The sequence below is a fragment of the Streptomyces asoensis genome (genome assembly GCF_016860545.1).
In the GTDB taxonomy this organism is placed as follows: Bacteria; Actinomycetota; Actinomycetes; order Streptomycetales; family Streptomycetaceae; genus Streptomyces; species Streptomyces asoensis.
The window spans coordinates 269,381-294,794 of record NZ_BNEB01000005.1 but is presented as its reverse complement, the minus strand read 5'-3'; the positions used below and the strand labels follow the sequence as shown (position 1 = coordinate 294,794).

24 protein-coding genes are annotated in these 25,414 nt (G+C 74.9%); 11 read left to right on the top strand and 13 right to left on the bottom strand.

Features of this window, described 5'->3' with window-relative positions; genetic code table 11:
* The first annotated feature begins 5 nt into the window (after positions 1-5).
* Complete coding sequence (locus tag Saso_RS24675; protein WP_189921591.1) at positions 6-881, top strand: universal stress protein; 876 nt, start codon at positions 6-8, stop codon at positions 879-881.
* Positions 882-897: 16 nt separating this feature from the next.
* On the opposite strand, the gene ppk2 is transcribed toward Saso_RS24675, so the two are convergent.
* The gene (gene ppk2 / locus Saso_RS24670) at positions 898-1,701 is read right to left on the bottom strand and encodes a polyphosphate kinase 2 (RefSeq protein ID WP_189921593.1); all 804 of its coding nucleotides are present in this window, start codon (positions 1,699-1,701) and stop codon (positions 898-900) included.
* 235 nt (positions 1,702-1,936) lie between these two features.
* On the opposite strand from ppk2, the gene Saso_RS24665 reads away from it, so the two are divergent.
* Together Saso_RS24665 and Saso_RS24660 are read left to right on the top strand one after the other, a co-directional pair.
* Entirely contained in the window at positions 1,937-2,377 is a 441-nt protein-coding gene (locus Saso_RS24665) for a pyridoxamine 5'-phosphate oxidase family protein (protein WP_189921595.1), read from the top strand.
* A gap of 341 nt (positions 2,378-2,718) precedes the next feature.
* Positions 2,719-4,437, top strand: a complete 1,719-nt coding sequence (locus Saso_RS24660; RefSeq protein WP_189921597.1) for a sensor histidine kinase — start codon at positions 2,719-2,721, stop codon at positions 4,435-4,437.
* A 27-nt stretch (positions 4,438-4,464) separates the two neighbouring features.
* Here the strand turns inward: Saso_RS24660 and Saso_RS38420 are convergent, their stop codons facing one another.
* From Saso_RS38420 to Saso_RS24645, 3 genes are all read right to left on the bottom strand, one after another.
* Positions 4,465-4,959 carry a hypothetical protein gene (locus tag Saso_RS38420; RefSeq protein ID WP_229901248.1) on the bottom strand — a complete coding sequence of 165 codons (495 nt, stop codon included), beginning with the start codon at positions 4,957-4,959 and terminating at the stop codon, positions 4,465-4,467.
* 69 nt (positions 4,960-5,028) lie between these two features.
* Positions 5,029-5,496 (bottom strand): FMN-binding protein, encoded by a 468-nt coding sequence (locus Saso_RS24650; protein ID WP_189921599.1) that lies wholly within the window; start codon positions 5,494-5,496, stop codon positions 5,029-5,031.
* A 7-nt stretch (positions 5,497-5,503) separates the two neighbouring features.
* Positions 5,504-6,856: a ferredoxin reductase family protein gene (locus Saso_RS24645; protein WP_189921601.1), complete on the bottom strand. Its 1,353-nt coding sequence runs from the start codon at positions 6,854-6,856 to the stop codon at positions 5,504-5,506.
* Positions 6,857-7,110: 254 nt separating this feature from the next.
* On the opposite strand from Saso_RS24645, the gene Saso_RS24640 reads away from it, so the two are divergent.
* From Saso_RS24640 to Saso_RS24630, 3 genes are all read left to right on the top strand, one after another.
* On the top strand, positions 7,111-7,860 hold the full coding sequence (locus tag Saso_RS24640; RefSeq protein WP_229901249.1) for a response regulator transcription factor: 750 nt from the start codon (positions 7,111-7,113) through the stop codon (positions 7,858-7,860).
* Between the two features lie 56 nt (positions 7,861-7,916).
* Positions 7,917-9,386: a sensor histidine kinase gene (locus Saso_RS24635; RefSeq protein WP_189921603.1), complete on the top strand. Its 1,470-nt coding sequence runs from the start codon at positions 7,917-7,919 to the stop codon at positions 9,384-9,386.
* Positions 9,387-9,537: 151 nt separating this feature from the next.
* Positions 9,538-10,452 carry a universal stress protein gene (locus Saso_RS24630; protein ID WP_189921605.1) on the top strand — a complete coding sequence of 305 codons (915 nt, stop codon included), beginning with the start codon at positions 9,538-9,540 and terminating at the stop codon, positions 10,450-10,452.
* Between the two features lie 224 nt (positions 10,453-10,676).
* Here the strand turns inward: Saso_RS24630 and Saso_RS24625 are convergent, their stop codons facing one another.
* Complete coding sequence (locus tag Saso_RS24625) at positions 10,677-11,342, bottom strand: CBS domain-containing protein (RefSeq protein ID WP_189921607.1); 666 nt, start codon at positions 11,340-11,342, stop codon at positions 10,677-10,679.
* Positions 11,343-11,507: 165 nt separating this feature from the next.
* Here Saso_RS24625 and Saso_RS24620 point away from each other — a divergent pair, with 165 nt between their 5' ends.
* Both Saso_RS24620 and Saso_RS24615 read left to right on the top strand, forming a co-directional pair.
* Positions 11,508-12,362 carry a universal stress protein gene (locus Saso_RS24620; RefSeq protein ID WP_189921609.1) on the top strand — a complete coding sequence of 285 codons (855 nt, stop codon included), beginning with the start codon at positions 11,508-11,510 and terminating at the stop codon, positions 12,360-12,362.
* Between the two features lie 156 nt (positions 12,363-12,518).
* On the top strand, positions 12,519-14,927 hold the full coding sequence (locus Saso_RS24615) for a glycoside hydrolase family 65 protein (RefSeq protein WP_189921611.1): 2,409 nt from the start codon (positions 12,519-12,521) through the stop codon (positions 14,925-14,927).
* Here the strand turns inward: Saso_RS24615 and Saso_RS24610 are convergent.
* The 3 genes from Saso_RS24610 to Saso_RS24600 form a co-directional block, all read right to left on the bottom strand.
* Positions 14,867-15,766, bottom strand: a complete 900-nt coding sequence (locus tag Saso_RS24610) for a potassium channel family protein (RefSeq protein WP_189921613.1) — start codon at positions 15,764-15,766, stop codon at positions 14,867-14,869. The two genes, Saso_RS24615 and Saso_RS24610, sit on opposite strands and share 61 nt — an antisense overlap.
* Before the next feature lie 139 nt (positions 15,767-15,905).
* A complete protein-coding gene (locus Saso_RS24605) occupies positions 15,906-16,784 on the bottom strand; it encodes a DUF1918 domain-containing protein (RefSeq protein ID WP_189921615.1) in 879 nt (292 codons plus the stop codon).
* A 70-nt stretch (positions 16,785-16,854) separates the two neighbouring features.
* Positions 16,855-17,457 carry an Rv1733c family protein gene (locus Saso_RS24600; RefSeq protein WP_189921617.1) on the bottom strand — a complete coding sequence of 201 codons (603 nt, stop codon included), beginning with the start codon at positions 17,455-17,457 and terminating at the stop codon, positions 16,855-16,857.
* A 306-nt stretch (positions 17,458-17,763) separates the two neighbouring features.
* On the opposite strand from Saso_RS24600, the gene Saso_RS24595 reads away from it, so the two are divergent.
* Both Saso_RS24595 and Saso_RS24590 read left to right on the top strand, forming a co-directional pair.
* On the top strand, positions 17,764-18,630 hold the full coding sequence (locus Saso_RS24595; RefSeq protein WP_189921619.1) for a universal stress protein: 867 nt from the start codon (positions 17,764-17,766) through the stop codon (positions 18,628-18,630).
* Positions 18,623-20,143, top strand: a complete 1,521-nt coding sequence (locus Saso_RS24590; protein WP_229901250.1) for a bifunctional aminoglycoside phosphotransferase/ATP-binding protein — start codon at positions 18,623-18,625, stop codon at positions 20,141-20,143. Before Saso_RS24595 ends, Saso_RS24590 begins: the two co-directional genes overlap by 8 nt.
* 225 nt (positions 20,144-20,368) lie before the next feature.
* Here Saso_RS24590 and Saso_RS24585 read toward each other — a convergent pair whose 3' ends face one another.
* From Saso_RS24585 to Saso_RS24575, 3 genes are all read right to left on the bottom strand, one after another.
* Positions 20,369-20,674: a hypothetical protein gene (locus tag Saso_RS24585; RefSeq protein WP_189921621.1), complete on the bottom strand. Its 306-nt coding sequence runs from the start codon at positions 20,672-20,674 to the stop codon at positions 20,369-20,371.
* Positions 20,675-20,785: 111 nt separating this feature from the next.
* Positions 20,786-21,904, bottom strand: a complete 1,119-nt coding sequence (locus tag Saso_RS24580; RefSeq protein ID WP_229901251.1) for an Acg family FMN-binding oxidoreductase — start codon at positions 21,902-21,904, stop codon at positions 20,786-20,788.
* 240 nt (positions 21,905-22,144) lie between these two features.
* A complete protein-coding gene (locus Saso_RS24575; protein ID WP_189921623.1) occupies positions 22,145-22,906 on the bottom strand; it encodes an alpha/beta fold hydrolase in 762 nt (253 codons plus the stop codon).
* 64 nt (positions 22,907-22,970) lie between these two features.
* On the opposite strand from Saso_RS24575, the gene Saso_RS24570 reads away from it, so the two are divergent.
* Positions 22,971-23,402, top strand: a complete 432-nt coding sequence (locus tag Saso_RS24570; RefSeq protein ID WP_189921625.1) for a MarR family winged helix-turn-helix transcriptional regulator — start codon at positions 22,971-22,973, stop codon at positions 23,400-23,402.
* 109 nt (positions 23,403-23,511) lie between these two features.
* Here Saso_RS24570 and Saso_RS24565 read toward each other — a convergent pair whose 3' ends face one another.
* Both Saso_RS24565 and Saso_RS24560 read right to left on the bottom strand, forming a co-directional pair.
* Positions 23,512-24,420 carry an NAD-dependent protein deacetylase gene (locus tag Saso_RS24565; protein WP_189921627.1) on the bottom strand — a complete coding sequence of 303 codons (909 nt, stop codon included), beginning with the start codon at positions 24,418-24,420 and terminating at the stop codon, positions 23,512-23,514.
* A 57-nt stretch (positions 24,421-24,477) separates the two neighbouring features.
* Positions 24,478-25,320, bottom strand: coding sequence for a hypothetical protein (locus Saso_RS24560; protein WP_189921629.1), 843 nt, complete (start codon positions 25,318-25,320; stop codon positions 24,478-24,480).
* Between the last annotated feature and the right edge of the window lie 94 nt (positions 25,321-25,414).

Sequence of the window (25,414 nt, the reverse complement as noted above, 5' to 3'; positions counted from 1 at the left end):
AGAAGATGAAGGCAGCGCCGATCGTGGTGGGAGTGGACGGCTCCGGGTCCAGCCTGCGGGCCGTCGACTGGGCCGCGGACGAGGCCGCGCTGCGCGGGGTCCCGCTGCGGCTGGTGTACGCCTCCCTCTGGGAGCGCTACGAGGGCGAGTCCCTCGCCGAGGACGTCGGCAAGCCGTCCGAACAGGTGCGGGCCGAGGACATCGTGCGGACGGCCGCGCGCCGGGCCGCCCTGCGCCGGGACGGCGTCCCCGTCACGACCGCCGTGCTGCCCGAGGAGCCCGAGTACGCCCTGGTCCGCGAGGGGCACACCGCCTGCGCGCTGGTGCTCGGCACCCGCGGTCGCAGCGGGGTCGTGGAGCTGCTGCTCGGTTCGGTCGGCCTCGCCGTCGCCGCGCACGCCGACTGCCCGGTGATCTTGGTGCGCGGCGCCCACGACAACCAGGTGCGCGCCGGAACGGCCGGCCGGGTCGTCGTGGGTGTCGGCGAACAGGGGGCGGACTCGGCCGCCCTGCGGTTCGCCGTCCGGGAAGCCTCGCTGCGGGGGGCGACCCTGGAGGCGGTACGGGCCTGGCGGTGCCCCGCGCACGAGAGCACCGACCATCCGCTGCTCGCCGGGGAGCCCGCGCGTCTGCACGAACAGCAGGCCGCGGAGGTACTGGAGCAGGCGCTGAAGGGCGTGCCCGAGGACGTGGACCTGCGCCGCGACACGGTCGAGGGCCCGGCCCGCCGGGTCCTGGTGAACGCCTCGCACGGCGCCGACCTCCTGGTGGTCGGCGCCCGGCGCCGCCCGGGACACCGGGGGCTCCAGCTGGGACGCGTCTCCCACGGGGTGCTGCACCACAGCGCGTGCGCCGTGGCCGTCGTACCCGAGCGGGGGTGACGCGACGGCCCGCGGCTCAGAGGCTCGCCGCGTGGTCGGGGACGTAGGTCTGGAGATCGCGCGGCGGCCGCTGGTAACCGGTCGACGCCGGCCGCTCCGGCAGCTCCAGCACCGGCGGCGGCACGTCGTGGTAGGGGACGGACGACAGGAGGTGGGCGATCATGTTCAGCCGCGCCCGGCGCTTGTCGTCGCTCTCCACGACGTACCAGGGGGCCTCGGAGATGTCGGTGTGCACCAGCATCTCGTCCTTGGCCCGGGAGTACGCCTCCCAGTGCGTGATCGACTCCAGGTCCATCGGCGAGAGCTTCCAGCGGCGCAGCGGGTCCTCCAGGCGCTTGCGGAACCGCTCCTGCTGCTCGGTGTCGCTCACCGAGAACCAGTACTTGCGCACCAGGACCCCGGCCTCGACCAGCATCCGTTCGAAGATCGGGCACTGCCGCAGGAACAGCTGGTGCTCCTCCTTGGTGCAGAAGCCCATCACGTGCTCCACCCCGGCCCGGTTGTACCAGGAACGGTCGAACAGCACGATCTCGCCGGCCGCCGGCAGATGCTCCACGTACCGCTGGAAGTACCACTGCGTGCGCTCGCGTTCGGTCGGCTTCGGCAGCGCCGCGATCCGTGCGACACGCGGGTTGAGGTGCTCGGCGACCCGCTTGATCGTCCCGCCCTTGCCCGCCGCGTCACGCCCCTCGAAGACGACCACCAGCCGGGTGCCCGACGCCCGCACCCACTCCTGTAGCTTCACCAACTCGGTCTGTAGCCGCAGCAGTTCCTTCTCATACTCCTTGCGCGGCAGCGTTGCCGCCTTCTTGCCGGCCATGCCGCCTCCACCGCCCTGTGACCCGTCTTCCGCGTCGGTGTCCCACCTCGTGCGAGGCCGGACACCAGGACGCCACCGTACTGACGGACGACGGGCCGCGCACCCCGGACGGAGTCCTTCTCGGGAAACAAGGGACTCATGGTCCCTGGTCGCCCCCGTCCCCGGGGCCCAGGATGGGCCAGTGCGGTACCCGTTCACCGCATACCGCTCAGCCGGGTGAGAGACGAGAAGGCATATGGACGCCAACGACGGATTCCGCGGGCTCGACCGGCAGGAATGCCTGGCCCTGATGGCCACGGTCCCTGTGGGACGGATCGTGTACACGCGACAGGCGCTGCCCGCCGTCCTGCCCGTGAACTTCCTCCTCGACACCGACGGCGCGGTAGTGGTGCGGACCTCGGCCGCCTCGGAACTGGTGCACGCCGTCGACGGAGCGGTGGTCGCCTTCGAGACCGACGAGGTCGATACCGCGGCCCACTCCGGGTGGAGCGTCGTCGTCATGGGCTCGGCCGCCCTGGTGACCGACCCCGCCGAGCACGCACGGCTGCTGCGGACCGGACCGCGGTCCTGGGTGCCGGCCCCGCGGGAGGTCTTCGTGCGCATCGATCCGGAGCTGGTCACCGGACGTGAACTTGCCGCCGGACACTCCCTGTACGGCCTGCGCGGCCCTTCCTGAACCGGCCGCGGGCAGCGCACCGGCGCGCCCCGCGGCCGGACGCGGACACGCGGACGGAGCGACACCGCGGGGGATCGGTGCCGCTCCTTGTCCCCAGTGTCGCCCGGACCGCTCCCGTCCCGCAGGTGCCGTTGGTCCCCGTCGGGGGCCGGACGGCCCAGGCGCCCGCGGTGACGTGCCGGGCGGCGCCCGTTCCCCCCGGCGGCGCCCGGTGCCGGACAGGCCGTCACCGGCCGCGCACCCGGCCCGATCCGCTACCGTGCCTCGCGTGCGGCCACTAACGTGGCAGACGACGGGACCATCAGGTGTCCGTGCGCCGAGGGGACCTGGAGGAGTGCACGGTGGAAAGCCCCGACGAGGCCCGCGTGCGGCTGCCCCAGCTGCGGCTGGACGAGCTGCTGGAGGAACTCCAGGCTCGTCTGGACGCGGCCCGCGGCACCCGGGACCGGGTGCACAGCCTGCTGGAGGCGGTGCTGTCGGTCGGCAGGGAACTCGACCTGGAGCAGGCCCTGCACAGCATCGTGGAGGCCGCCGCCGCCCTGGTCGACGCGGAGTACGCGGCGCTGGGCGTCATCGGCCCGGACGGCAGACGTCTTTCGGCGTTCCACACGGTGGGGGTGAGCGAGGAGGAGATCGCCGCCATCGGCCCGTACCCGGAGGGCCACGGGATCCTGGGCGAGCTGATCCGCCACCCCGAGCCGCTGCGGCTGGAGAAGATCTCCGGGCACCCGGCCTCGTACGGCTTCCCGGCGCACCACCCGCCGATGAACACCTTCCTCGGTGTCCCGATCCGGGTCCGCGACCACGTCTTCGGCCACCTGTACCTGACCGAGAAGCGGGGCGGGGCCCAGTTCGACGAGGAGGACGTCTCGGTCACGCAGACCCTTGCCGTGGCGGCCGGGGTCGCCATCGACAACGCCCGGCTGTACGAGGAGTCCCGGCTGCGGGAGCGGTGGCTGCGCGCGAACGCGGAGATCACCCACGGTCTGATGTCCGGCAGCGACCGGGCCGAGGTGCTCGGGCTGATCGCCGAGCGGGCCGGCGAGATCACCGGATCCGCCCTGGCCGCGGTCGCGGAGCCCATGGAGGACACCGGGTCGCTCGCGGTCGAGATCGCCGTGGGGCTGGACGCGGAGGCGCACCGGGGTCTCGTACTGTCCATGGACAACACCCTGATGGGGCTGGCCTTCTCCGGGGCCACCCCGGTGACCAGCGCGGACGTCGCGCACGACGAGCGCATCTCGCCGGAGCCACCGAGGTTCGGGGGACTCGGCCCCGCCGTGGCCGTGCCCATCGGCACCGGCGCCTCGGGCCCGCGCGGTGTGGTCCTGCTGGCGCGCAGGGCCGGCGAGCCGATGTTCTCGGCGGCGGAGACCGAGCCGCTGAAGGCCTTCGCCGGGCAGGCCGCCCTGGCGATGGAGCTGGCGGAACGCCGCAGGGACGCCGAGCAGGTCGCGGTGCTCGAGGACCGCGACCGCATCGCCCGCGATCTGCACGACCTGGCCATCCAGCGGCTGTTCGCCACCGGGATGACCCTCCAGAGCGCCGGCCGCTTCATCGAGCACGAGGAGGCCTCGGAACGCGTGATGCGCGCGGTCGACGACCTCGACGAGACCATCAAGATCATCCGGTCGACCATCTTCGGCCTGCGCACCCGCAAGGGCGCCGGTGAGGCCGGTCTGCGGGCCCGCGCGGTGCGGGTGGTCGGAGAGGCCGCGCCGGTGCTCGGCTTCGCCCCGGGCGTGCGGATGGAGGGCCTGCTGGACACCGACGTGCCCAGGGAGACGGCCGACCATGTGGTGGCCGTCCTCTCCGAGGCCCTGACCAACATCGCCCGGCACGCCCACGCGGACCGCGCCGACGTGCTGCTGGCCACGGACGGGCGTGAGGTACGGCTGTCGGTCACGGACAACGGGGTGGGCATCCCCGCGGGGGGCCGTCGCAGCGGGCTGCGCAACATCGCGGAGCGCGCCGAGCAGCTCGGCGGCCGGCTCGAACGGGAGATCCCCGAGGGCGGCGGCACCGCACTGCTGTGGCGGGTGCCGGTCCGCAGGCCGTAGGTCCCCGCACCTCGCGGGGACCACGCGTCAGAGCGCCGGTTCCCGGACCGCTCGACCGCCGGCCGGTGCCGGGCCGGGACGCAGGTGGGAGCAGACCGCGCCCTCGGCCGCCCTGCGGACGCGCATCCGGCGCAGCAGATCACGCGTGAGCCGGGTCTCGAGCGTGCTGCGCCAGGTGACGCCGGGATGCCGCGAACGCAGGTGCGACAGCGCCCTGGTCCCGAGCCCGTAGTCGCGGAACGGTTCGTCGAGCACCATGTCGACGATCACCCCCTCGGCGCACACCTCGCAGGTGCGGTAGCTCACCCGGCCGACCACCTTGCGGATGTGGACCAGCAGCAGGCACTCCTCGTCCGTGCGCTCCGGGGAGGCGGAGGGCAGCAGATCGACCTGCCGGTAGGCCAGGAGCCTGCGATGCCACCGGCCCCCTCGTCGTCCGTGGCGTCGATGCCGGCCCTCGGCCCGGTGCTGCGAGGCGCCTTCGCGTACAGGCCGGTCCCGGTCGCTGCTCATGGCGTACATGTGGCTTCCCTGCATCCTCCACGCGTGCCCGGCTTCGCGGGCCCCATGCCCTCGCGACGGCCCGCCGCGTCAGCCGGTCGCGGAGTCCAGTGCCGACTGGAGCGACCGGCGGTAGCCGTCGCTGGTGTAGGTGGCGCCGGAGACCGTGTCGATGTCGGCGCTCTGGGCCGTCAGCGCCTCCCGGGTCAGCTGCGGGATGGCGTAGCTGTTGATCTGCTGGTCCCGCGGGTTCTCCTGGGGATAGGTGACCGCGGTGACGTCGGTGAGCTTGCCGTCCTTCAGCGTGACCCGGACCTGGACGGGCCCCCAGCGGGTCTGCACGGAGTCCCCGGTGAGGGTCCGGGTGCCCGTGGTGGCGGATCCGCCCGACGCGGCGGGCGCACTGGAAGCGGCGGTCGGCGCGGGGGCGGACGCCAGGCCCGCGACAGCCGGTGACGTGTGCGGTTTCAGCGAGAGCAGCAGCACGATCCCGGAGACGGTGGCGGCACTCGCGAGCACGACACGGCGCAGCGGACGGGCTTTCCTCAAGGTGTGCAAGTCGGCCTCACAGTTCGAAGGACTCGTGGTGGATGCGGCTGTCCGGAACCCCGGCGGCGCGCAGTTCGCCGTACAGGTCCTGCGCGAAGCCGTGCGGGCCGCACAGGTACACGTCGTGGGCGTCGAGGTCGGGCACGGCCTCCCGCAGGGACCGGGCGCTGAGGTCGGGCCGCCGGCCGTGCGGGCCGTTGAGTGCGTACAGCACCTTCGCGCCCCGCCACCGCGCGACGCTCTCCAGCTCGCCGCCCAGCGCGAGGTCCTCGGCGGTGCGGGCGCGGTACAGGAGCGTCACGTCGCCCGGCAGTGTCTCGAACAGGGCGCGCAGCGGGGTGACGCCGACGCCGCCCGCGATCAGCAGGGACCGGTGCGCGCTTCGCCGGTCCGCGGTCAGCGCCCCGTAGGGCCCCTCGGCCCACACCCGGGTGCCCGGCCGCAGCGTGGCCACGGCGGCACTGTGGTCGCCGAGCGCCTTGACGGTGATGCGCAGCAGGTCGGGGCGCGGCGGCGCCGACAGGGAGTACGGCGTGGACGTCCAGCGCAGGCCCTCGGCGAGGAACCGCCAGCGCAGGAACTGACCCGGCCGCGCGCCCATCTCGTCCAGGCGCCGGCCGCGGACGACCACCGAATACACGCCCGGCGCCTCCCGGTGCACGGACTCGACCCGCGGCCGGTGACGCAGGTTCAGCCGTACCGGGGCGAGGATCCGGAACCACAGCACCAGGGCCGCGACCCCCAGGTACAGTGCGTACCACGCGGCCTGGGCCGGACGGCTGCCCACGAAGTCGGAGCCCAGCGCGAGCTGGTGGCCGAAGGTGAGGAAGACCGCCGCGTACGTGAGCAGGTGCACGTAGTACCAGAACTCGTAGGTGACCCGCCGGCGCACCGCGCGGGCCGAGACGATCCCGACCGCGAACAGGACGACGGTCCCGGCGGTGGCCTTGAGCATCTCCGGGTAGTCCAGGACCACCGTGAGCGTCTCGTGCACGACCGAGGAACCGTCCTGCGCGGCGTACCCGAGCAGGATCAGCACGACGTGCGCCACCAGCAGACAGATCGTGTAGCGGCCCGCCATCGCGTGCCAGCGCGTCACCCGGTCCGTCCCGATCCGCCGCTCCAGCAGTGGCACGCGGGCCATCAGACCGACCAGGACCGCGCAGGCGTACCCGCCGAGCAGCCCCGCGATCCGGCCCGCCCCCGTCAGCCAGCCGGCGGCGCCGACGACGGATCCCGTGTCGTACCACCACAGGGCGACCACGGCGGCGGCCCCGCCCCACAGCAGGGCGAGCACGGGCCCCACGGGGGAGCGCCCCGGCGCGGGAGGCGCGGGGGCGACCCTGGGTTGTGAGTGCACCGTCGTCATCCGTGTGTCCCTTCGGCTGTCCGTACGCCGCTCCGGCCGTGCGGCGCGTTTGCCGCTCCGGCCGTGCGGAGGACAACTGTGCCGACCCAACCTCTGAGACTCCTCTCAGCGTCCGGGCCGCCCGGACCGCTCCGCCGCAGGTGGGAGGGGTGTCCGGCCGACCGGCACCGAGGGAGGTCACAGGGGACTCAGAGCGAACTCAGAGGCCGGGAGTGCGGTCCCGGGCGCGGCGAGACCGCATCCTGGTACCTGAGATGAACACTTCCCGCCCCCGCGGCCCAGGCCGCCCCGCGCTGACCCGGACCGACGGCGCCCCGCTCCGGGTGCTCGTCGTCGACGACGACCCCGACCTCGCCGAGGTCCTCTCCGGCGCCCTGCGCTACGAGGGCTGGGAGGTGCGCACGGCGGGAGACGGCGCCTCGGCGCTCGCCGAGGTGCGCGAGCTGCTGCCCGACGCCATCGTCCTGGACGTCATGCTCCCGGACACCGACGGCTTCGCCCTGCTGCGCTCGCTGCGCGCCGTGCGCCCCGACGTGTGCGTGCTCTTCCTGACCGCCCGCGACGCCGTCGAGGACCGCATCGCGGGCATCACGGCGGGCGGCGACGACTACGTGACCAAGCCGTTCAGCCTGGAGGAGGTCGTCGCACGGCTGCGCGGGCTGCTGCGCCGGGCGGGCATGGCCCGGCAGCTGGAGGACGGGCCGCGGCTCACCGTCGGCGACCTGGTCATGGACGAGGAGGCCCGCGAGGTCACCCGCGGCGGTGAACTCGTCGAACTGTCGCCGACCGAGTTCGAACTGCTGCGCCTGCTGATGCGCAACCCGCGGCGCGTCCTCAGCAAGGCGCAGATCCTCGACCGGGTGTGGTCCTACGACTTCGGCGGGCAGGCCCATGTCGTCGAGCTGTACATCTCCTACCTGCGCAAGAAGGTGGACGCGGGTCGTCCGCCCATGATCCACACCGTGCGCGGCGCCGGATACGTGCTCAAACCGGCGGTCCGGTGAGGACGGCCGCGAAGCGGTCCGCGCGTGAACCGCGGAGCGGGACGCGGTGGTGGCCCGTGCGCCTGCCCCGGCCGCACACGCTGCGGGCGCGGCTCACCGCCGGGCTCGTCGTCCTGCTCGCCGTGAGCTGCGCGGCCGTCGGGGTGGCGGCGGTGGTGGAACTGAACGGCTTCCTCACCGGACGCCTCGACCAGCAGCTGCGCGAGACGGGCGTGCGGTTCCCGGCGAGCCTGGAACACGGCGGGGCCCGGCCCTCGGACCACGACGGCGACGAGGACGGCGACGGTGACACCCGTCGTCAGACCGTCGGCACCTTCGGCGCCCGCGTCGTCGGCGACACGGTCACCAACGCGGCGGTGGTGGGCTCCACCCCGGGCGCGGGCGCCCGCACCGTCCCCCTCGGGGCGGCCGACGAACGTACGCTCGCGGCCGTCCCGGCCGACGGCAAGGGCCACACCGTCCACCTCGCCGCGCTGGACGACTACCGCGTGATGGCGGTCCGGGGCCGCGACGGCGACGTCCTCGTCACGGGGCTGCCGACCGAACCCGTCGAAGCCACCGTCCACCGGCTCGAACTGGTCGCCGCGATCGTCTTCGGCGCCGCGCTCGCCGTCGCCGGCTTCGCCGGGGCGCTCTGGGTGCGCTGGTCGCTGCGCCCGCTCAGCCGGGTGGCCGCGACGGCCACCCGGGTCAGCCGGCTCCCGCTGTCCAGCGGCGAGGTGGAGCTCTGGCCGCGCGCCCCCGAGGCGGACCCGCGCAGCGAGGTCGGCCGCGTCGCCGACGCCTTCAACACGATGCTGGGCCACGTGGAGGGCGCGCTGACCAAACGGCACGCGAGCGAGGAACGGCTGCGCAGCTTCGCCGCCGACGCCAGCCATGAGCTGCGCACGCCCGTGGCGTCGATCCGCGGCCACGCGGAACTGGCGCTGCTGCACCCCGGCCCGGTGCCGCGGAAGGTGGTGCGGGCCCTGGAACGCATCGAGGCCGAGGCGTCCCGGATGGGCGAGATGGTCGACGACCTGCTGCTCCTGGCCCGCCTCGACGCCGGACGCCCCCTGGAGCGGCTGCCCGTCGACCTGACCCGGCTGGTCCTCGACGCCGTGACGGACGCCCAGGCCGCGGGCCCGGGACACCGCTGGACGCTGGAGCTGTCCGAGGAGCCGGTCACCGTGCCGGGCGACGCCCACCGGCTCCACCAGGTCCTGGCCAACCTGCTGGCCAACGCACGCCTGCACACCCCCGCCGGCAGCACCATCACCCTCTCGCTGGAGCGCGTGGACCGCACGGCGGTGCTCAAGGTGCACGACGACGGGCCGGGTGTCGCCCCGGACGTCCGGCCCAGGGTCTTCGAGCGTTTCAGCCACGGGGACCGCCGCCGCGCCGAGGGCGTGGAGAGCGGCACCGGCACCGGCCTCGGTCTGTCCATCGTGGCGGCGGTCGCCGAGGCCCACGGCGGGAGCGTCGACCTCGACAGCCGCCCGGGGTCGACGACCTTCACCGTACGGATACCCGCCGACGCCGAGTGACGGGCGCCGCGGCCGGTCGCGGCGGCCCGGACGGGTCCCTCACCCGGAGGCCGCGCGGGGGCCGATCGGCTCCCGGCCGGGACCTCCGGCCCCTGCTGCGTCACGCGAGCGGCCCGGAGACTGGCCCTGCATCCACCGAGGAGGTCCGCACATGCTCGCCATCATCGTCGGTCTCGACGGTTCGCCGGAAAGTCTGGCCGCCGCCGACTGGGCCGCCCGCGAAGCGACGCAGCGCGACGCACCCCTGCGCCTGCTGCACGCGGGCAGCCCGCTGGGTTCGACGTACACCCCCTACCTGGGGGTACCGGCGCCGGGCCTGCTGGAGGCGGAGCACGACCGGGCGGCCCGGCTGCTGAGCGGGACGCGGTCCCGGCTCACGGAGCGCCACCCGGGCCTGCGCGTCGACGTCCGGCAGGCGGAGACCGAGGCCGTGCCCGCGCTGCTGGCCGACGCCGCCGACGCCGAGCTACTGGTCCTCGGCTCCAGGGGACTCGGCACGGTGGCCGGCTTCCTGACCGGCTCCGTCGGCCTCGCCGTGGTGGCGCGCTCCGAGCGGCCCGTGGTCCTGGTGCGGGCCGGTGAGAGCGCCGCCCAGGAGCATCTGCCGGACGCCTCGGGCGAGGCGTCGGCGACGACCGCGTACCGCGACGTGGTGCTCGGGCTGGACCTGGAGGAACCGGGCGAGGAGGTCGTCGAGTTCGCGTTCGCGACCGCCCGCCGGCGCGCGAGCGGACTGCGGGTGGTGCACGGCTGGAACCCGAAGGCCGCCTACGGCTATGGTGCCGCCGTCGATTCCGGGCTCACCGCCGAACTGGCGCAGGAGACCCGCCACGCACTGGGTGACGTGCTGCGCCCCTGGCAGGACAAGTTCCCCGGGGTGGAGGTGCACGCGCAGGCCGTCGTCGGCAGCGCGGGCCACCATCTCGTGCAGGCCTCGCGGGAGGCGTCCCTGGTCGTCGTCGGACGCAGGAGGCGGCACGCGCCGGTCGGGGGCCGGATCGGCTCGGTGGCGCACGCGGTACTGCACCACGCCGTCGCCCCGGTGGCGGTCGTCCCGCACGACTGACACGACACCACGGGGCAGGTCACGGTCCCGGTCCTGGAGGAGCAGGGGGGCCAGGACCCGCCGGGTGCGGCGCGGCCCGTCCAGGGCCCGCCGCGCCGCACCGGGTGTGCGCGGCCGGTGGTCCGCCGGCCGCGCACACCGCCACCGTCCCGGCCCCTGCCGCGCAGGGCACGCGCACGGCACGCGCTGTGTGCCGAACGTGCCGCACCGCCGCACGTCATCCGCTACGAGCCGCCGGTGGCGCCGGCCGCGCCGGTGAGGGTGCAGCGGACGTCCACGATTCCCTCGACGGACCGCGCCAGACGTTCCGCGACCGGTATCAGCTCGGCGCGGTCCACCCACCCCACGAGGGTCGCCACCCCTTCGTGGACCTCCACCCGGATGTGGTCGGCGGGCAGCGGGAACAGCCGGTCGACGACCTCGTGACGTACCTCCTCGGTGAGGTCCTCGTCGTCGCGCAGGAACACCTTCAGCAGATCCGAGCGGGCGACGACACCCTCCAGCCTTCCCTCGTCGTCGACGACCGGCAGACGCTTCAGCCCGCGCCTGGCCATGATCCGCGCGGCCTCGGCCGACGTGGTGGCGCCGTGCACGGTGACGGCCGGGCTGCTCATCACCTCCCCGGCGGTCAGCGCGCCGGCCTTCGCGAGATCGGCGAGGCGCCGCAGCTGGGTGATCCGGTCGGGAAGGTCGTCGCGGAACTCCTCCTTGAGCAGCAGGTCTGCCTCCGAGACGATCCCGACGACCCGGCCCCCGCCCTCCAGCACGGGCAGCGCGCCGACCCGCCCCCGCTCCATGAGCCGGACGATGTCCTTGAACGGCGTGTCGCGGCCCACGGTGACGACGGCGCGCGTCATCACGTCGCTCACGACGTGCGGGCTGGTCCGCATGGTCTCCTCCTCGATGCCGCATCGTGCCCCTCAGCCTCCGGCCGGGCCGGCGCGGGGCACAGGGGCCGATCGTCCCCGGCCCGGGCCCATCCGCCCCTCGTGCGGCCCGTCGGCCGGTGCGACGGTGGAGTGGACCCCTTTGCACGGTGAGAGGCGGTGGGGACGATGACATTTCCGCTGGTCATGGGCCTGGACGGGTCCGACGAGAGTCTGGCGGCCGTCGACTGGGCCGTGGACGAGGCCGCGCGCCACGGACTCGCCCTGCGGCTGGTGCACGCCTCGCGCTGGGAACGCTACGAGCGGGCGGTGCTCTCCGCCGGCCGCGGCCGCCCGTCCGGCCGTGTGCTCGCCGAGAACCTTGTCGCGGCCGCCGCCGAGCGGGCCGCACTGCGCGACCCTGACGTGAAGGTCACCACCGACATCGTCCCCGACGACGCGGTGGACGTCCTCCTGCGCGAGAGCGACAACGCCTTCGCCCTGGTCACGGGCTCGCGGGGCCGCGGTGAACTCACGGGCGCGCTGCTCGGTTCCGTGGGCCTCGCGGTGGCGGCCCGGGCCCGCTGCCCGGTGATCGTCGTACGGGGCGACGCGGCGGGCACCGGCGGGACCCACGAGCGGATCCTGCTCGGCGCGGGCGAGCCGGGCGCCGAGGCCGTGCGCTTCGCCTTCCGCGAGGCGCAGGCACGCGGGTGCACCCTGGACGTCGTACGCGCGTGGCGCCACCCGGCCCACGAGGACGCCGGCGATCCCGCGACGGGAGAGTCAGAGGAGCGGGCCTCCGCCGTGCTCGACGCCCTGGTGCGCGACGCCGGGGCGGAGCGACCCGGCGTCCGGGTGCGCACGGCCACGGTCGAGGGACCGGCACACACCGTCCTCGTGCACCGCTCGGCCGCCGCCGACCTCGTGGTCGTGGGGGCCCGGCGCAGGCACGGTCACCCCGGCCTCCAGCTCGGCCGGGTGAGCCACACCCTGCTGCACCACGCCCACTGCCCGGTGGCGGTCGTCCCGCAGACGGTGTGAAGTGGAAGACGCCCGCCGCACGCCCCCAGGGGGAGATATGACGGCCGTCCCGGACCGACCCGTGCCCGCGCCCCGGCCCCGCCGCGCGACGGCCGCCGGGCGCGGGCGCGCGGCGCCGCCCGGCCGCACGGAGCCGCCCGACGGGGGAGCGCGGCGGTGACGGGCTGGACGTGGGAGTACGACGGCTACGACCCGGCGCAGGAGCGGCTGCGGGAGTCGTTGTGCACGCTGGGCAACGGCTGCTTCGCCACCCGCGGGGCGCTGCCGGAGTGCGCCGCGGACGACGTGCACTACCCCGGTACCTACGTGGCCGGCTGCTACGACCGGCTCACCACCGAGGTGGCGGGACGCCGGGTGGAGAACGAGGACATGGTCAACGTCCCGAACTGGCTGCCGCTGCGGTTCCGCCTCGCCGGGCGGCGGTGGCTCACCCCCGACACGGCCGAGGTCCTCGACCACCGCCTGGTGCTCCACCTCGCCGGGGGCCTCCTGGAGCGACGGACGCGGTTCGCGCTCGGCGCGGGCCGGACGCTGACGGTGCGCCAGCAGCGGTTCGTGCACATGGCCGACCCCCATCTGGCCGCCCTGCGCACCGAGTTCACGGCCGAGGGCTTCACCGGCGACCTCGACGTGGAGGCGGCGCTGGACGGCGCGGTCACCAACAGCGGGGTCGCGCGCTACCGGGACCTGGACGGCCGGCACCTGACCCGCACGCACACCGGGTCCGCCGCACCGGACACGGTGTGGCTGCGCTGCCGCACCCGCACCTCCGACGTCCGGATCGGCCTGGCGGCCCGGCTGAGCGCCGACGGACCGGGCACCGACCGGCACGAGGGCCCGCGGACGGCCCGGCGGGTGCGCCTCGCCCTGCGCCCCGGCCGGACCGTCACCGCCGACAAGACCGTGGCCCTGCACACGTCCCGGGATCCGGCGATCAGCGACCCGCTGGCCGCCGCGATCGAACGGGCCTCCACCGCGCCCGGCTTCGACGAACTGCTCGAAGGGCACCTGACGGCCTGGGACCAGCTGTGGCGGCGGGCCGACCTGGACGTCCCCGGGGAGGCGGGCGACATCCTGCGCCTGCACCTCTTCCACGTGCTCCAGACGCTCTCCCCGCACACGGCCGACCTCGACGTCGGCGTACCGGCGCGAGGGCTGCACGGAGAGGCGTACCGCGGCCATGTCTTCTGGGACGAGCTGTTCGTGCTGCCGTACCTCGACCTGCACTTCCCCGAGGTCTCCCGCGCCCTGCTGCGCTACCGGCACCGCCGCCTGGACCGCGCGTGCGCCGCCGCCCGCGCGATCGGCCGGCGCGGCGCGCTCTACCCGTGGCAGAGCGGCAGCGACGGGCGGGAGGAGACGCAGGAACTCCACCTCAACCCGCGGTCGGGGCGCTGGCTGCCGGACCACTCACGGCTCCAGAGACACGTCGGCTCGGCGGTCGCGTACAACGTGTGGCGGTACTGCGAGGCGAGCGGCGACGCGGAGTTCCTGCACACCAAGGGCGCCGAGATGCTCCTCCAGATCGCCCGCTTCTGGGCGGACTCGGCCACCTGGGACGAGCCGTCGGGCCGGCACCGCATCCGCGGGGTGATGGGCCCCGACGAGTACCACGACGCCTACCCCGACGCGCCGCGGCCGGGCCTCGACGACAACGCCTACACCAACGTCACCGCCGCCTGGGTGCTCGCCCGCGCCCTGGAGGTGCTCCGGACCCTGCCCGAACCCCGGCGGCGCGAACTCGCCGAGCGCACCGGCCTGGACGACGGCGAGCTCGAACAGTGGGAGGACGTCTCGCGCACCCTCCACGTACCCTTCCACGACGGCGTGGTCAGCCAGTTCGAGGGGTACGGCGACCTCGCCGAACTCGACTGGACCCGCTACCGCGAACGCTACGGGGACATCCGGCGCCTGGACCGGATCCTGGAGGCCGAGGGCGACACCGTCAACCGCTACAAGGCGTCCAAGCAGGCGGATGTCCTGATGCTCGGCTACCTCTTCTCACCAGCCGAACTGCGCGCTCTCTTCGGCAGACTCGGACACCCGCTGGACGAGGACACCTGGGGCCGCACGGTCGACCACTACCTCGCGCGCACCAGCCACGGCTCCACCCTCAGCGGCCTGGTCCACGGCTGGGTCCTGTCCCGGGCGCGCCGCTCCGAGGCATGGGCGTACTGCCAGGAAGCCCTGCGCGGAGACATCGCCGACCTCCAGGGCGGCACCACCGGGGAGGGCGTCCACCTGGGCGCCATGGCCGGCACCCTCGATCTCGTGCAGCGGGGACTGACCGGGCTGGAGACCCGTGAGGGGGCGCTGTGGCTCGACCCGGTGCCGCTGCCCGAGCTGTCGTCGTACGGGTTCTCGCTGCGCTACCAGGGCCACTGGGGCGTCCGGCTGCGGCTGGAGCGCGGCGGGCTCCGGGTCACGGTGCCGCCGTCCGACCGCTCGCCCATCGACATCCGGCTGCCGGACCGTGCGGTCCGCGTCCAGCCCGGCGAGACGCGTCACCTCCTGCTGACGCCCGCCGACGGGCTGGCGCCGTCGCGGCCGTGGTCGGCCGCGTAGGCCGCGAACACGGCCGTGGACGGGCCGCCCGTGTGGAGGAACCGCTGGTCGAGGACGGCGGCGAGGTCCGTCAGCGCCCCCGCGAGCAGGCTCCCCGCCAGGCGCACCTCCGGCCGCCGTGCGGCCCGGCCGCGCTGGGCGAGCACGGTGGCGTAGCCGACCGTGGCCGCGAGGGACGAGTGGTCCTCGCCGTCGTGGAAGTAGTACGCCTCGGCGTACTGGGTGAAGTCGATGCGGACGCGCGCGACCTCGGTGGCCAGGCTCTCCAGCAGCATCGCCCCGGCGGTGCAGTCGAGCTGCCGCGTCGGGGGGTCGGCGTCGCGCAGCAGGGCCAGCCGGACCGCCAGGACCCTCCTGCGGGTCAGCGCGGGATAGATCTCCAGCACCCAGGAGACGGTGGCCGTCAGCAGGACGAAGCCGACCAGCGCCTCGAGCGGCGAGACCAGCCGCAGCCAGCTCTCGGCGGGGGCGATGTCGCCGAGGCCCAGCGTGGCGACCGTGACCAGCGACAGGTACACGGAGTCGAGCAGGGCCGGCTCCCGGGCGGCCTCGGAACCGGGCGAGAAGGTGAAGGAGCCGGGCATGTGGGGCCAGTACACGACGGCCCAGCCGAGGACCACGGTGAAGGCCCACATGCCCACGACCGTGACCATGGCGAGCGGTCCGACGAGCCCCACCACCCGGCCGGGCGTGCGCAGCCGCCGGGCGGTCCGCCACAGGGCGGTCATCACCAGCCGGCTCAGCCCTCCGTGACGGGTGGGGTGCCACAGGGTGTGGAACAGATCCCGCAAGGTGATCATGACAAGTGCGGCGCCGATCAGCGAGACCAGGGCCCTCATCCCGCTCTCCCACAGGTTCGCCGGCCGTGCGCGGCAACGTGCCCGGCGCCCCGCCGCGGCGGGACCGCCGCCGAGCCCGCGCCCTCACGCATGCGAACGCCGCGCGGGGGCCCGCAGCACGGAGGCGGACGCCGGCCGCTCACCCGTCGGCCGGGGTGATGCGACGGCCCGTGAGCCGCGTCGGCCGGATCGACACCCACATCTCGCGCTCACCGCCGGCCCACGGAGTGGTGTGGGCGCGTCCGGTGAGCCTGCGCACGGCGTCCGCCGCGGTGACGACGCTCGCGGGACCGACGGCGAGCACGCTCCAGCCCTGGCCGAGCACCTCGTCCATGTGGTCCACCTCGAAGGCGACCTCGCTCCCGACCGCCGCCGCGGGCGTGGACCTCGGGGCGGTGCGGAAGCAGATGGCCCCGTCGACGACCTCGTAGTTGACCGGCACGACCGCGGGGTGGCCGTCGGGCGCCGCCACCGCGACGCGTCCCACCCCGTGCGTGCCCAGCAGGGCGCGGCATTCGCCGGGACCGATGTCCCGCAGCAGCGGGCGCCGCATCGCCCGACCCCGGCCGGGTGCCTGGTCCGTGTCCCCGCCGCGCAGCGCGGTGACCGTGGTGCCGAGGGCGTCGGCCAGCCTGATCAGCGTCGACGCGCTGGGGTCGGCGGACTCCTCCTCCAGGTACGCCAGGTAGCCCGGAGCCATGCGGGCGCGGCGGGCCGTCTCCTCGCGGCCGAGCCCGCGCCTGCGGCGTTCGGCGGCGACCCGGCGGCCGATGTCGGCCGGACCGTGCGCCCGCTGCGTGGCCGGTGCCGGCTCCCCGGGACGGTCGGGCGGTCCGAGGTGGCGGATGTGCGCGTCGGGGCCGGGGAAGACGAGCGTCACCTCGTCCGTGTCCGACCAGCGCACGTCGTAGGGCGGGGTCCCGTCGTCGTGACGGAGTCCGACGATCTCGCCGTCACGCCGGGCGCCGGAGGTCGTCGTGTTCTCGACGACGAGCTGATCGCCGAGGTGAGCTCTCATGCCGCAGCCCTTCCGCGAGGTGGTGCTGTATCCAACGTGCCACGGGCGGCGGTCCGCCGCCGCCCGGCGGTCAGCGGCGGAACCGCCCGGACCACCGGGGTTCCACGACGTCCCACTCGGCTTCCCACTGTGCGTACCTCCTCCGGTTCAGCAGCACGAGGCCGCCCTCGCGGACGGCGTAGGCCACGGCGGCCACGCCGAGCCCCGCCATCGCGCCCACCAGCCATCCGGACGTCGTCGCGTTGAGGGGGCCGACCGGGGCGGTGGTGACGGTTCCGGCCCGCGTCACCCACACCCGTACGGCGGCGCCCGCGGGTGTTCCGGTCGGCACCAGGGCCGTTCCGGTCCGTACGGTGCCGTCGGCGTCGGTCCAGCGGACCCGCGCAGGCCGTTTCGCCCAGTCCTGGCCCCGGACCTTCGAGGTCAGCCGGGCGGTCACCTGGTGCCGGTCCGCCGCCTGGGCCCGTACGGTCCGCATCGACGCCTCGTACGACGCCAGTCCCGCACCGGCCGCCGCCAGCGGCAGCCCGACGACGAGCACGACCGTCAGAACGCGCAGGAACCAGCGCTCGAACCGGTCGGAAGCGCGGCTCAGCGAGCCGGCCGCCCCGCGGGCGCCGCTGCCGCGATCCGACGGCGGACCGGACGCGTACGGCGAACCCTGTGCGCTCATGAGCGGACCTCCAGCATCTCGCCGGCCGTCCCCCGCCACTTGTTCCCAGCCTCGGACGGCGGTCCGCCGCACGGCACTGGGCCGAAGGTCCCGGGGACCCGGTTTCCGGCCCACCCCCGCGCCGCTCGGCTCCCCCCGCACCGGTCGGCTCCACATGCGCCGGTCAGGGGATTGAGGTCTCCTCGAAGGAGAGAACCCCGTCCGGCACACCGGCGACGTCCGGAGCGCCCCGCCCTCGGACCCGTCCACGTCGTCCTCGGTCGGCCGCCGCCGTGCCGGGCTCCGTACGAGACGGAGGCCGCCGCCATGGAACCACTCGTCACCGTGGGCCTGGACGGTTCACCCGAGAGCCTCGCCGCCGCCCACTGGGCCGCGGACGAGGCGGAGAAGCGCAGGCTCACCCTGCGCCTGCTGCACGCCTGGCCCATGCTCGCGCCGGAACCGGCGCGCGCACCCTCCGAGGTCGACCAGAACTACTGGGCGAAGCGGCTCGTCCACACCGCCCGCGCGGAACTCCAGGCCGGCCACCCGGGCCTGACCGTCGTCGGGACCCTGGTCGCCGACGACGCCCGCAAGGCCCTGCTCCACGCGGCGTCGGAATCCGAACTGCTCGTGCTCGGCTCCCGCGGGCTGGAGTCCGTCGAGAGCTACTTCCTCGGCGAGGTCAGCCTGCCGGTCGCGGCCCGGTCGGACCGGCCGGTGGTGCTGGTCCGGTCCCCGGGACGCGCGAAGGCGCGGGCGGAGACGGCAGGCCGTGTGGTCGTCGCCCTCAAGCTCCACGGACCCAGCGACTCGATGCTCGACTTCGCCTTCCACAGCGCCGCGGCCAGGGAGGTGCCGCTCGTGGCGGTCCACGGCCGCAGCGTTCCGCTCCACGCGCGCGTGCCCTGGGGCGTGGACCACTCCGTCACCGAGGACATGAAGCGCGACGCGCGCGACGATCTCGACCGGGTGCTGGACCCCTGGCGCGAGAAGTACCCCCAGGTGGAGGTGGTCGACAGCATCCGTCTGACGAGCCCCGCCAAAGCCGTCGTGCAGGCGTCCGAGGGCGCCGCGCTGCTGGTCGTGGGCAGGCACCCGCACCGGCACGGGGTGACCCCGCACCTGGACCACGTCGTGCACGCCGCCCTCCATCACGGACGCTGCCCGGTCGCCGTCGTCCCCCATGGCTGAGCCCGGCCCCCGCCCGGAGCCGCCACACGCGCGGGTGTGCGAGACGCACACCGCGATCGTGTTCTTCGCCGGGGACCGCGCCTACAAGGTCAAGAAACCCGTGGACCTCGGGTTCCTGGACTACACCACGACGGCGGCCCGCCGGGAGGCCTGCGAGCGCGAGATCGCCCTCAACCGCCGCTTCGCGCCGGACGTCTATCTCGGCGTCGGCGAGTTCCGCGGCCCGGACGCCGAGCGGGCCGAACCGCTGGTGGTGATGCGCCGGATGCCCGCCGACCGGCGTCTCGCGCAGCTCGTGCGCAACGGTGACGCCGCCGTCGACGACGTCCTGCGCACCCTCGCCCGGCACCTCGCCGCGTGGCACGCGCAGGCACCGCGCGGCCCCGAGGTCGACGCACAGGGCACGAGGGACGCCCTGGCGTCCCGTTGGGAGGCCGGCTTCGCACAGGTCCGCGAGATCACCGGCGACGGCCCGCTCCCCGACGGCCTCCCGCAGACCGAGGAGCTGGTGCGCCGCTATCTCGGCGGCCGCGAGCGCCTGTTCGCCGCCCGCATCGAGCAGGGCCGCGTCGTCGACGGCCACGGCGACCTGCTCGCCGAGGACGTGTTCTGCCTCGACGACGGCCCGCGCGTCCTGGACTGCCTGGAGTTCGACGACCGGCTGCGCTACGTCGACGGCCTGGACGACGCCGCGTTCCTCGCGATGGACCTGGAGCAGCTCGGCGCGCCGGAGGCCGCCGCGTACTTCCTGGCACGGTACGGCGAGTACTCCGGGGACCCCGCCCCGGCGTCCCTGTGGCACCACTACGTCGCCTACCGCGCCTTCGTCCGTGCCAAGGTGGCCCTCATCCAGGCCGGTCAGGGCGCGTCCGGCGCACGGGCGGCGGCACGGCGACTGGCCTCGTCGGCGCTGCGTCACCTGCGCACCTCCGCCGTCGGGCTGACGCTCGTCGGCGGGCCGCCGGGCAGCGGGAAGTCCACCCTCTCCGGGGCCCTGGCCGACCGGCTCGGGGTCACGCTGCTCAGCAGCGACCGGATGCGCAAGGAGCTGGCGGGCATCCCCGCGGAGCAGCCGGCCACGGCCGGTTACGGCGAGGGCCTGTACACACCCGAACGGACGGCCCGGACCTACGCCGCGCTCCTCGACCGGGCGGCCGCCCTGCTGTCCGCGGGCGAGTCGGTCGTCCTGGACGCCACCTGGTCGGACACGGCGCAGCGCGAGGCCGCACGGCGTGTGGCGGACCGCACCTGCGCCGACCTCGTCCCGCTGCGCTGCCATGTCCCGCGCGAGGTGTCGGCCGCCCGGCTGAGGGCCAGGACCGGCGGACCGTCCGACGCCGACGCCACCATCGGCGCCGCCGTGGCGGCCGCGGAACACGCGTGGCCCGAGGCCGTCCCCGTCGACACCGGCGGCCCGCTGGACGCCGCGGTCGCCCGGGCCATGGCGGCCGTGCGCCCCTGGGGCACCGGCCAGGCACCGGTCTTCCGCCGCCCCTACATGGAACCCGACTGACGGGCCCCGTACGGAACCCGGCGGACGGGCGCGGGACGCGTGCGACACGGGCACCCTCGCACACGCCCCGCCCGGCCGTCGGGTCTCCGGGTCACGTGCCGCCGCCTTGGGCGCGGCGCAGGCACACGGCTCGTGCCACCGCCCGGCGGCACCGTCTGCCCAGCCGGCCGGCGCCGAGCCGGACCCGGCGGACCGCGCGGGCCGACCGGCCCCCGCCCCTCGCGCTCACCGGGTCCGCATCGGCGGGCCCACCCGGACGTGGCGGGGAACCTCCGCGCCGTCCCCGGCGCGTACGGCGTCCACCACCGCCTGGTGCAGATCCCTGCTCTCCGCCTCGTCGGGGCAGGGCACCGGGCTGCCGGCCAGGACGTACCACTGGGACGTGCCGGTGTACCGCACCGCCACGTCGGCCCGGGCACCGTCCCACGTGGTGCGCAGGGTCAGATTGCCGCTCATCGTCCCGCCCTCGTCCGTGCGGGCGCCTCCCCGTCCGGCGAACACGTCGGCTGTCGTCCATGTCTTCGCGGCCATGACGTCGCTCCTTCGTTCCGCCCACGGGCTCCTGCTTCCAGAATGCGCCCGGGACCCGGGTGGCGTACGGGGCCGGTCGGGCACCGGTGGGGGGCCGTGCGGTCCCGGCCGTCAGGCGGTGATGTCGAGCACGTCCCGCACGGGGCGGCGCGGTGTGCCGGGGCCCGCGGGGCCGTATCCGAGCCGCAGCACCATCTGGACGAAGCCCATCGCCGACTGCGGATCGCGTACCGTCCACCGGAGTTCGGGCCAGTCGAGGGCCTGCGAGGTGAGCGAGGTGGCGAGCCCGTCGAGCGTGGCCTGGAGCAGGACGCGTTCCATCGCCTGACCCGCCAGCAGCCAGTCCCTGGGCCGGTCGCCCTGCGTCCCCAGTACGGCGAGCTGCGGCGCGTCCTCGAACCTGGCGGCCGCCCGGCCGGGAACGGGGCGCCGGCCCGCGAAGTCGCGCACGGGCGCCCTGCCGTAGAGCCTGCGGGGTCCGAACGCGTCCTGCGGTACGCCGTCGCCCGTCGTGTCGGCGCCCGCTCCCACCCGGGTCCAGTGCCCCAGCTCCTGCGACAGGGCTTCGTCCATGGCGTCGCGGCCCTCCGCGTCCTGCACCAGGTCCAGCAGGGTGTGGATGTGCCAGGCGTCGGGGAACACCAGGCGCGCTCCCTCCAGGAGAGCGGCCGCGCACAGGGCGTCCTTGAGGACGGGGGCGATCACCTCGTCGGTGAACGGGTGGCGGCTGGTCCGGCGGCGGCGGATCGCCGGATACAGCGGGACGAGGTCCTCCTCGGTGCCCGTACCCGCCGGCTCCGGGCCGTCGAGCCGTACCACCGCGAGCAGGCGCGGTTCCGCGGGATCGGGCAGCAGCTCCGTGGCCGCGGCCCAGCCCGCGTGGGCGGCGGCCACCCGCAGGTTGAACAGGGCCGCGGCGCACCCCAGGTGCAGTCCACGGGTGGTGGGGTCGGCCTGCGGCATGGCGCGCGCCAGGTCCGAGTACAGCAGGAGGGCGCGGTCGCCGCGCAGGAACCGGAACCTCCACGGCTGTGCGTTGTGCATGGAGGGGGCCGCCGTCGCGTCCTCGACCAGGGCGGTCACCGTCTCCGGGGCGAGGTCGCGCAGGGTCGCCCGCCCCGTCCCGCTCGCGGCCGTCCGGTCGTCGGCGGACGGGTTCTCCCGGTGCCGAGGGCCGTCCGGACGGTCGGACCCACGCGGTTCGGGACCGTACGGGAACATCGCAGTCACCCACTTTCCGGCGGCCGCCGGCGCACGGGCCGGGGCGCGGGTGTCGTCGAACGGACGGTGCGCGGCGCGGGGCCCGTCGGGGCCTGTCTCCTCGCCGGCGCCGTCCGCCCCTCGGTTCCAGTGAAGCCCCGCGGAAACGGCCCGGGGATGAGCCGAACGGGCGGGAACGGGGCCGAACGGCCCCGCTGCGAGCCCTGACGCGAGCGCCGGTGCCGACTGACGCGAGCGCCGGTGCCGACGTCAGCGGCGCGCGGTTTCCGCGGCGAAGGCGTCGACCAGAGCGAGGGTGCGCGCGGGCTGTTCCAGGTGGGGCAGGTGGCCGGCCTCCGCCACCACCGCGAAGCGGCCGTTGCCGAGCGAGGCGGCGTACTCCTTGCCGTACGCGGGGGTGCAGATGCGGTCGCTCTCGCCCCACAGCACGAGCGTCGGGACGGTGATGTCCGCGAGCCGGGCGCGCAGACCGGGATCGCTCATCGCGGGGCCCCCGGAGAAGACGCGCAGGGTCGCCATGTTGGCCTGGATGGCGGCGAGCCGCTCGGCCGGCAGGGTCGCCGGGTCCACGTAGAAGCGCTCCGGGTCGTGGTAGGCGTACTCGGCCACGCCCCGCGCGTCGAGCGCGATGAAGTCCCGGACGGGTTCGCCCTCGACGTCGATGCCGACGGCGTCGAGCAGGACGACCCCGCTGATCCGGCCCTCGGTGTCGGCCGCGGCCAGTTCGGCGGCTATCCAGCCGCCCAGCGAGGAACCGACGACCAGCACGTCGGACAGGTCACGGTCGCGCAGGAGACGGAGATAGGCGGCGGCGAGGTCGGCCACGCGGGTCAGGCCGGCGGGCCGGGGGGTGCCGTTCCAGCCCGGGTGGGTGGGCAGCAGCGTGTGCGCGTGCGCGGCCAGGTGCGCGGCCAGCGGGGCGACGGTGAGGGGACCCCCACCGCCGTGCAGGACGAGGACGGGGCGGCCGGTGGCGGGGCCGGATTCGGTGAGTGTCGGTTCCGTGGTCATGAGCGGAACGCTAACTAAGGATGTTTATATAAGCAAGCTTAGTCAGGGTGCTAGTCTGGCCGGCATGGCTGTGGAACTCCAGATCCTCGGAAGGGCCGTGAAGGCCGCCCAGTACCGCCAGCACCGCACGCTCGACAGCCGCCTCGCGTCGATCGGCAGCACGCTCGCGCAGTGGGACGCGCTGCGGGCCATCGGCCGCTCGCCCGGCGCGAGCGCGCGTGAACTCGCGGCGGCGACCTTCCAGAGCGAGCAGGCCTTCGGCACGCTCGCCGGGCGGCTGACGGCTCAGGGTCTGGTGGACCGGCGGTCCGGACGCGGCCGGCGGATCGAGCACCACCTCACCGCCGAGGGGCGGCGGGTGCTGGAGGCGGGCCACGAAGTGGCGGAGCCGGCGCTCGCGGAGTGCTTCGAGAACCTGGCGGAGGCGGAGCGGGAGGCGCTGCTCGGGCTGCTGCGCAAGCTCGAGGGCAGGCCGCAGGACGAAGGCACGCGCTGAGGCGCGGACGGCGGACGGCGGTGACGCCCGCCCCCGGTGCCACGGCGCCTGTGTCACGGCGTCCAGGTCAAGGCGTCCATGTCGCGGCGGCGGTGTCACGGCGCAGGTGTCACTGCGCCGGTGTCGCCGTCCCGTCGTCGGCCGGGATGCCGAGAGCGTCGGCCACGGCGGTGAGGGCCGCGCCCAGCGGGAGCGAGACCCGGGTGACGGCGTGGCGGTCGCCCCTGGTCGGGTCCCGGTTGACGATGAGCACCGGCTTGCCCGCCTGCGCCGCCTGACGCACGAACCGCAGCCCGGACATCACCGTCAGGGAGGAGCCCAGGACCAGCAGTGATGTCGCCGAGTTCACCATGGCGCGGCACCGCTCGACCCGGTCCGCCGGAACGTTCTCGCCGAAGAACACCACGTCCGGCTTGAGGACACCGCCGCACCGCGCGCAGGCCGCCACCCGGAAGTCCCCGACCTGTTCGTCGGTCAGGTCGGCGTCGCCGTCCGGGTTGATCCCGGCGGCCACCGGCTCGAAGCCCGCGTTCGCCTCCGCAAGCCGCCGGGCGAGTTCGCGGCGCGGGCTGAGGGCGCCGCAGGAGAGACACACGACGCGGTCGAGCCCTCCGTGGAGTTCCACGACGTCCGCGGTGCCCGCGGCCTGGTGCAGACCGTCCACGTTCTGGGTGACGACACCCGCGAGCAGGCCGTGCCGCGCGAACGCGGCCACGGCCCGGTGTCCGGCGTTGGGGCGGGCGCGTCCGAAGGTGCGCCAGCCGAGGTGGCTGCGCGCCCAGTAGCGGCGCCGGGCCCGGGCGTCGGCGGTGAAGTCCTGGTAGGTCATCGGCGTGTGCCGGCTCAGGCTCCCGCCCTCGCCCCGGTAGTCGGGGATGCCCGACTCCGTGGAGATGCCCGCCCCGCTGAGCACCAGCACGCCCCCGCGGCCCAGCGCTTCGGCGACCGGTCCCAGGTCCGTGGTGGCCGGCAGCGGTTCCTCGGTGGGAACCCAGCTCAGGGTCGGACGCGTGCGCATGCCGCCAGGATACGGAACGGCCGCCCGCCGCAGCCCGCCGTCGACGGGCCGGTGCTGCTACGAGTGTTCGCCGAGCTGGAGGAGACCCGCGAGGGAGAAGCACAGGGCGCCGGTGAGGGTGCCCCAGTTCGCGATGTCGGCGTCGACCAGGCTGCCGGTGGCCGGGCGGGTGTAATCGGCGATCGCCGACACCATGAACAGGACCGACCCGAGCTGGTTGACGGCGACGATCCACCAGCCGAGGTCGCGCGGCCGCACGGCGAGCCGGCCGTGGCCGATCTCCAGGAAGGCCAGGTGCCCGGAGAGCAGGAAGAGGACGCAGCCGATCACGTCGGGCGCCCAGATCAGCCGGTTGACCTGCTGCACGCTCAGCCCCTGGAGGAAGGAGTCCAGCAGGTCGACGGCGAAGACGAGCGTGCCCGCGAAGAGCACGAACGTGCTCAGCCAGTCCAGCCGCGCCGGCTCGTAGCTCCACCAGCGCCAGCGACGGGTGATCAGCCGTCCCTCGCCCCCGGGAACGTGACGGGGCGCGTCGACCACCTGGAGCAGGGAGACGTATCCACCGGTGCTGAAGAACAGACCGCCCGCGAAGTAGATCGACGCGCACGTGGTGGCGTCACCCGAGCCGAACTGCGCGACGGCCGCGCCCGCCGCGAAGAGGCCTCCGCCGATGACGAAGGCGAGGGCGGCGATGGCGTTGAGGCGGCGGAGCCGGGTGAGGGAGACGGCGTCCGCCCGGATGTGCCGGGTGACCGCCCCGATCGGTGTACGGACGGCGAGCACCCCCCGCCGCCGCGCCGGCCGGGACTCCCACACGGCGGTGCCGCCGTCGGAAAGATGCCAGGTGAGCCGGGTCGTGAACGGTCCTGCGCCCTCGGCGCGCTGCTCAGGTTGCCCCACGGGCCGAGCCTAGGACCCCGGACGCGGCCGCGGGCGGGCGAAACGCCGCGGCGGGACGCGGACCGCGCTGCGCGCACGGTCAGGGCGCCCGCGG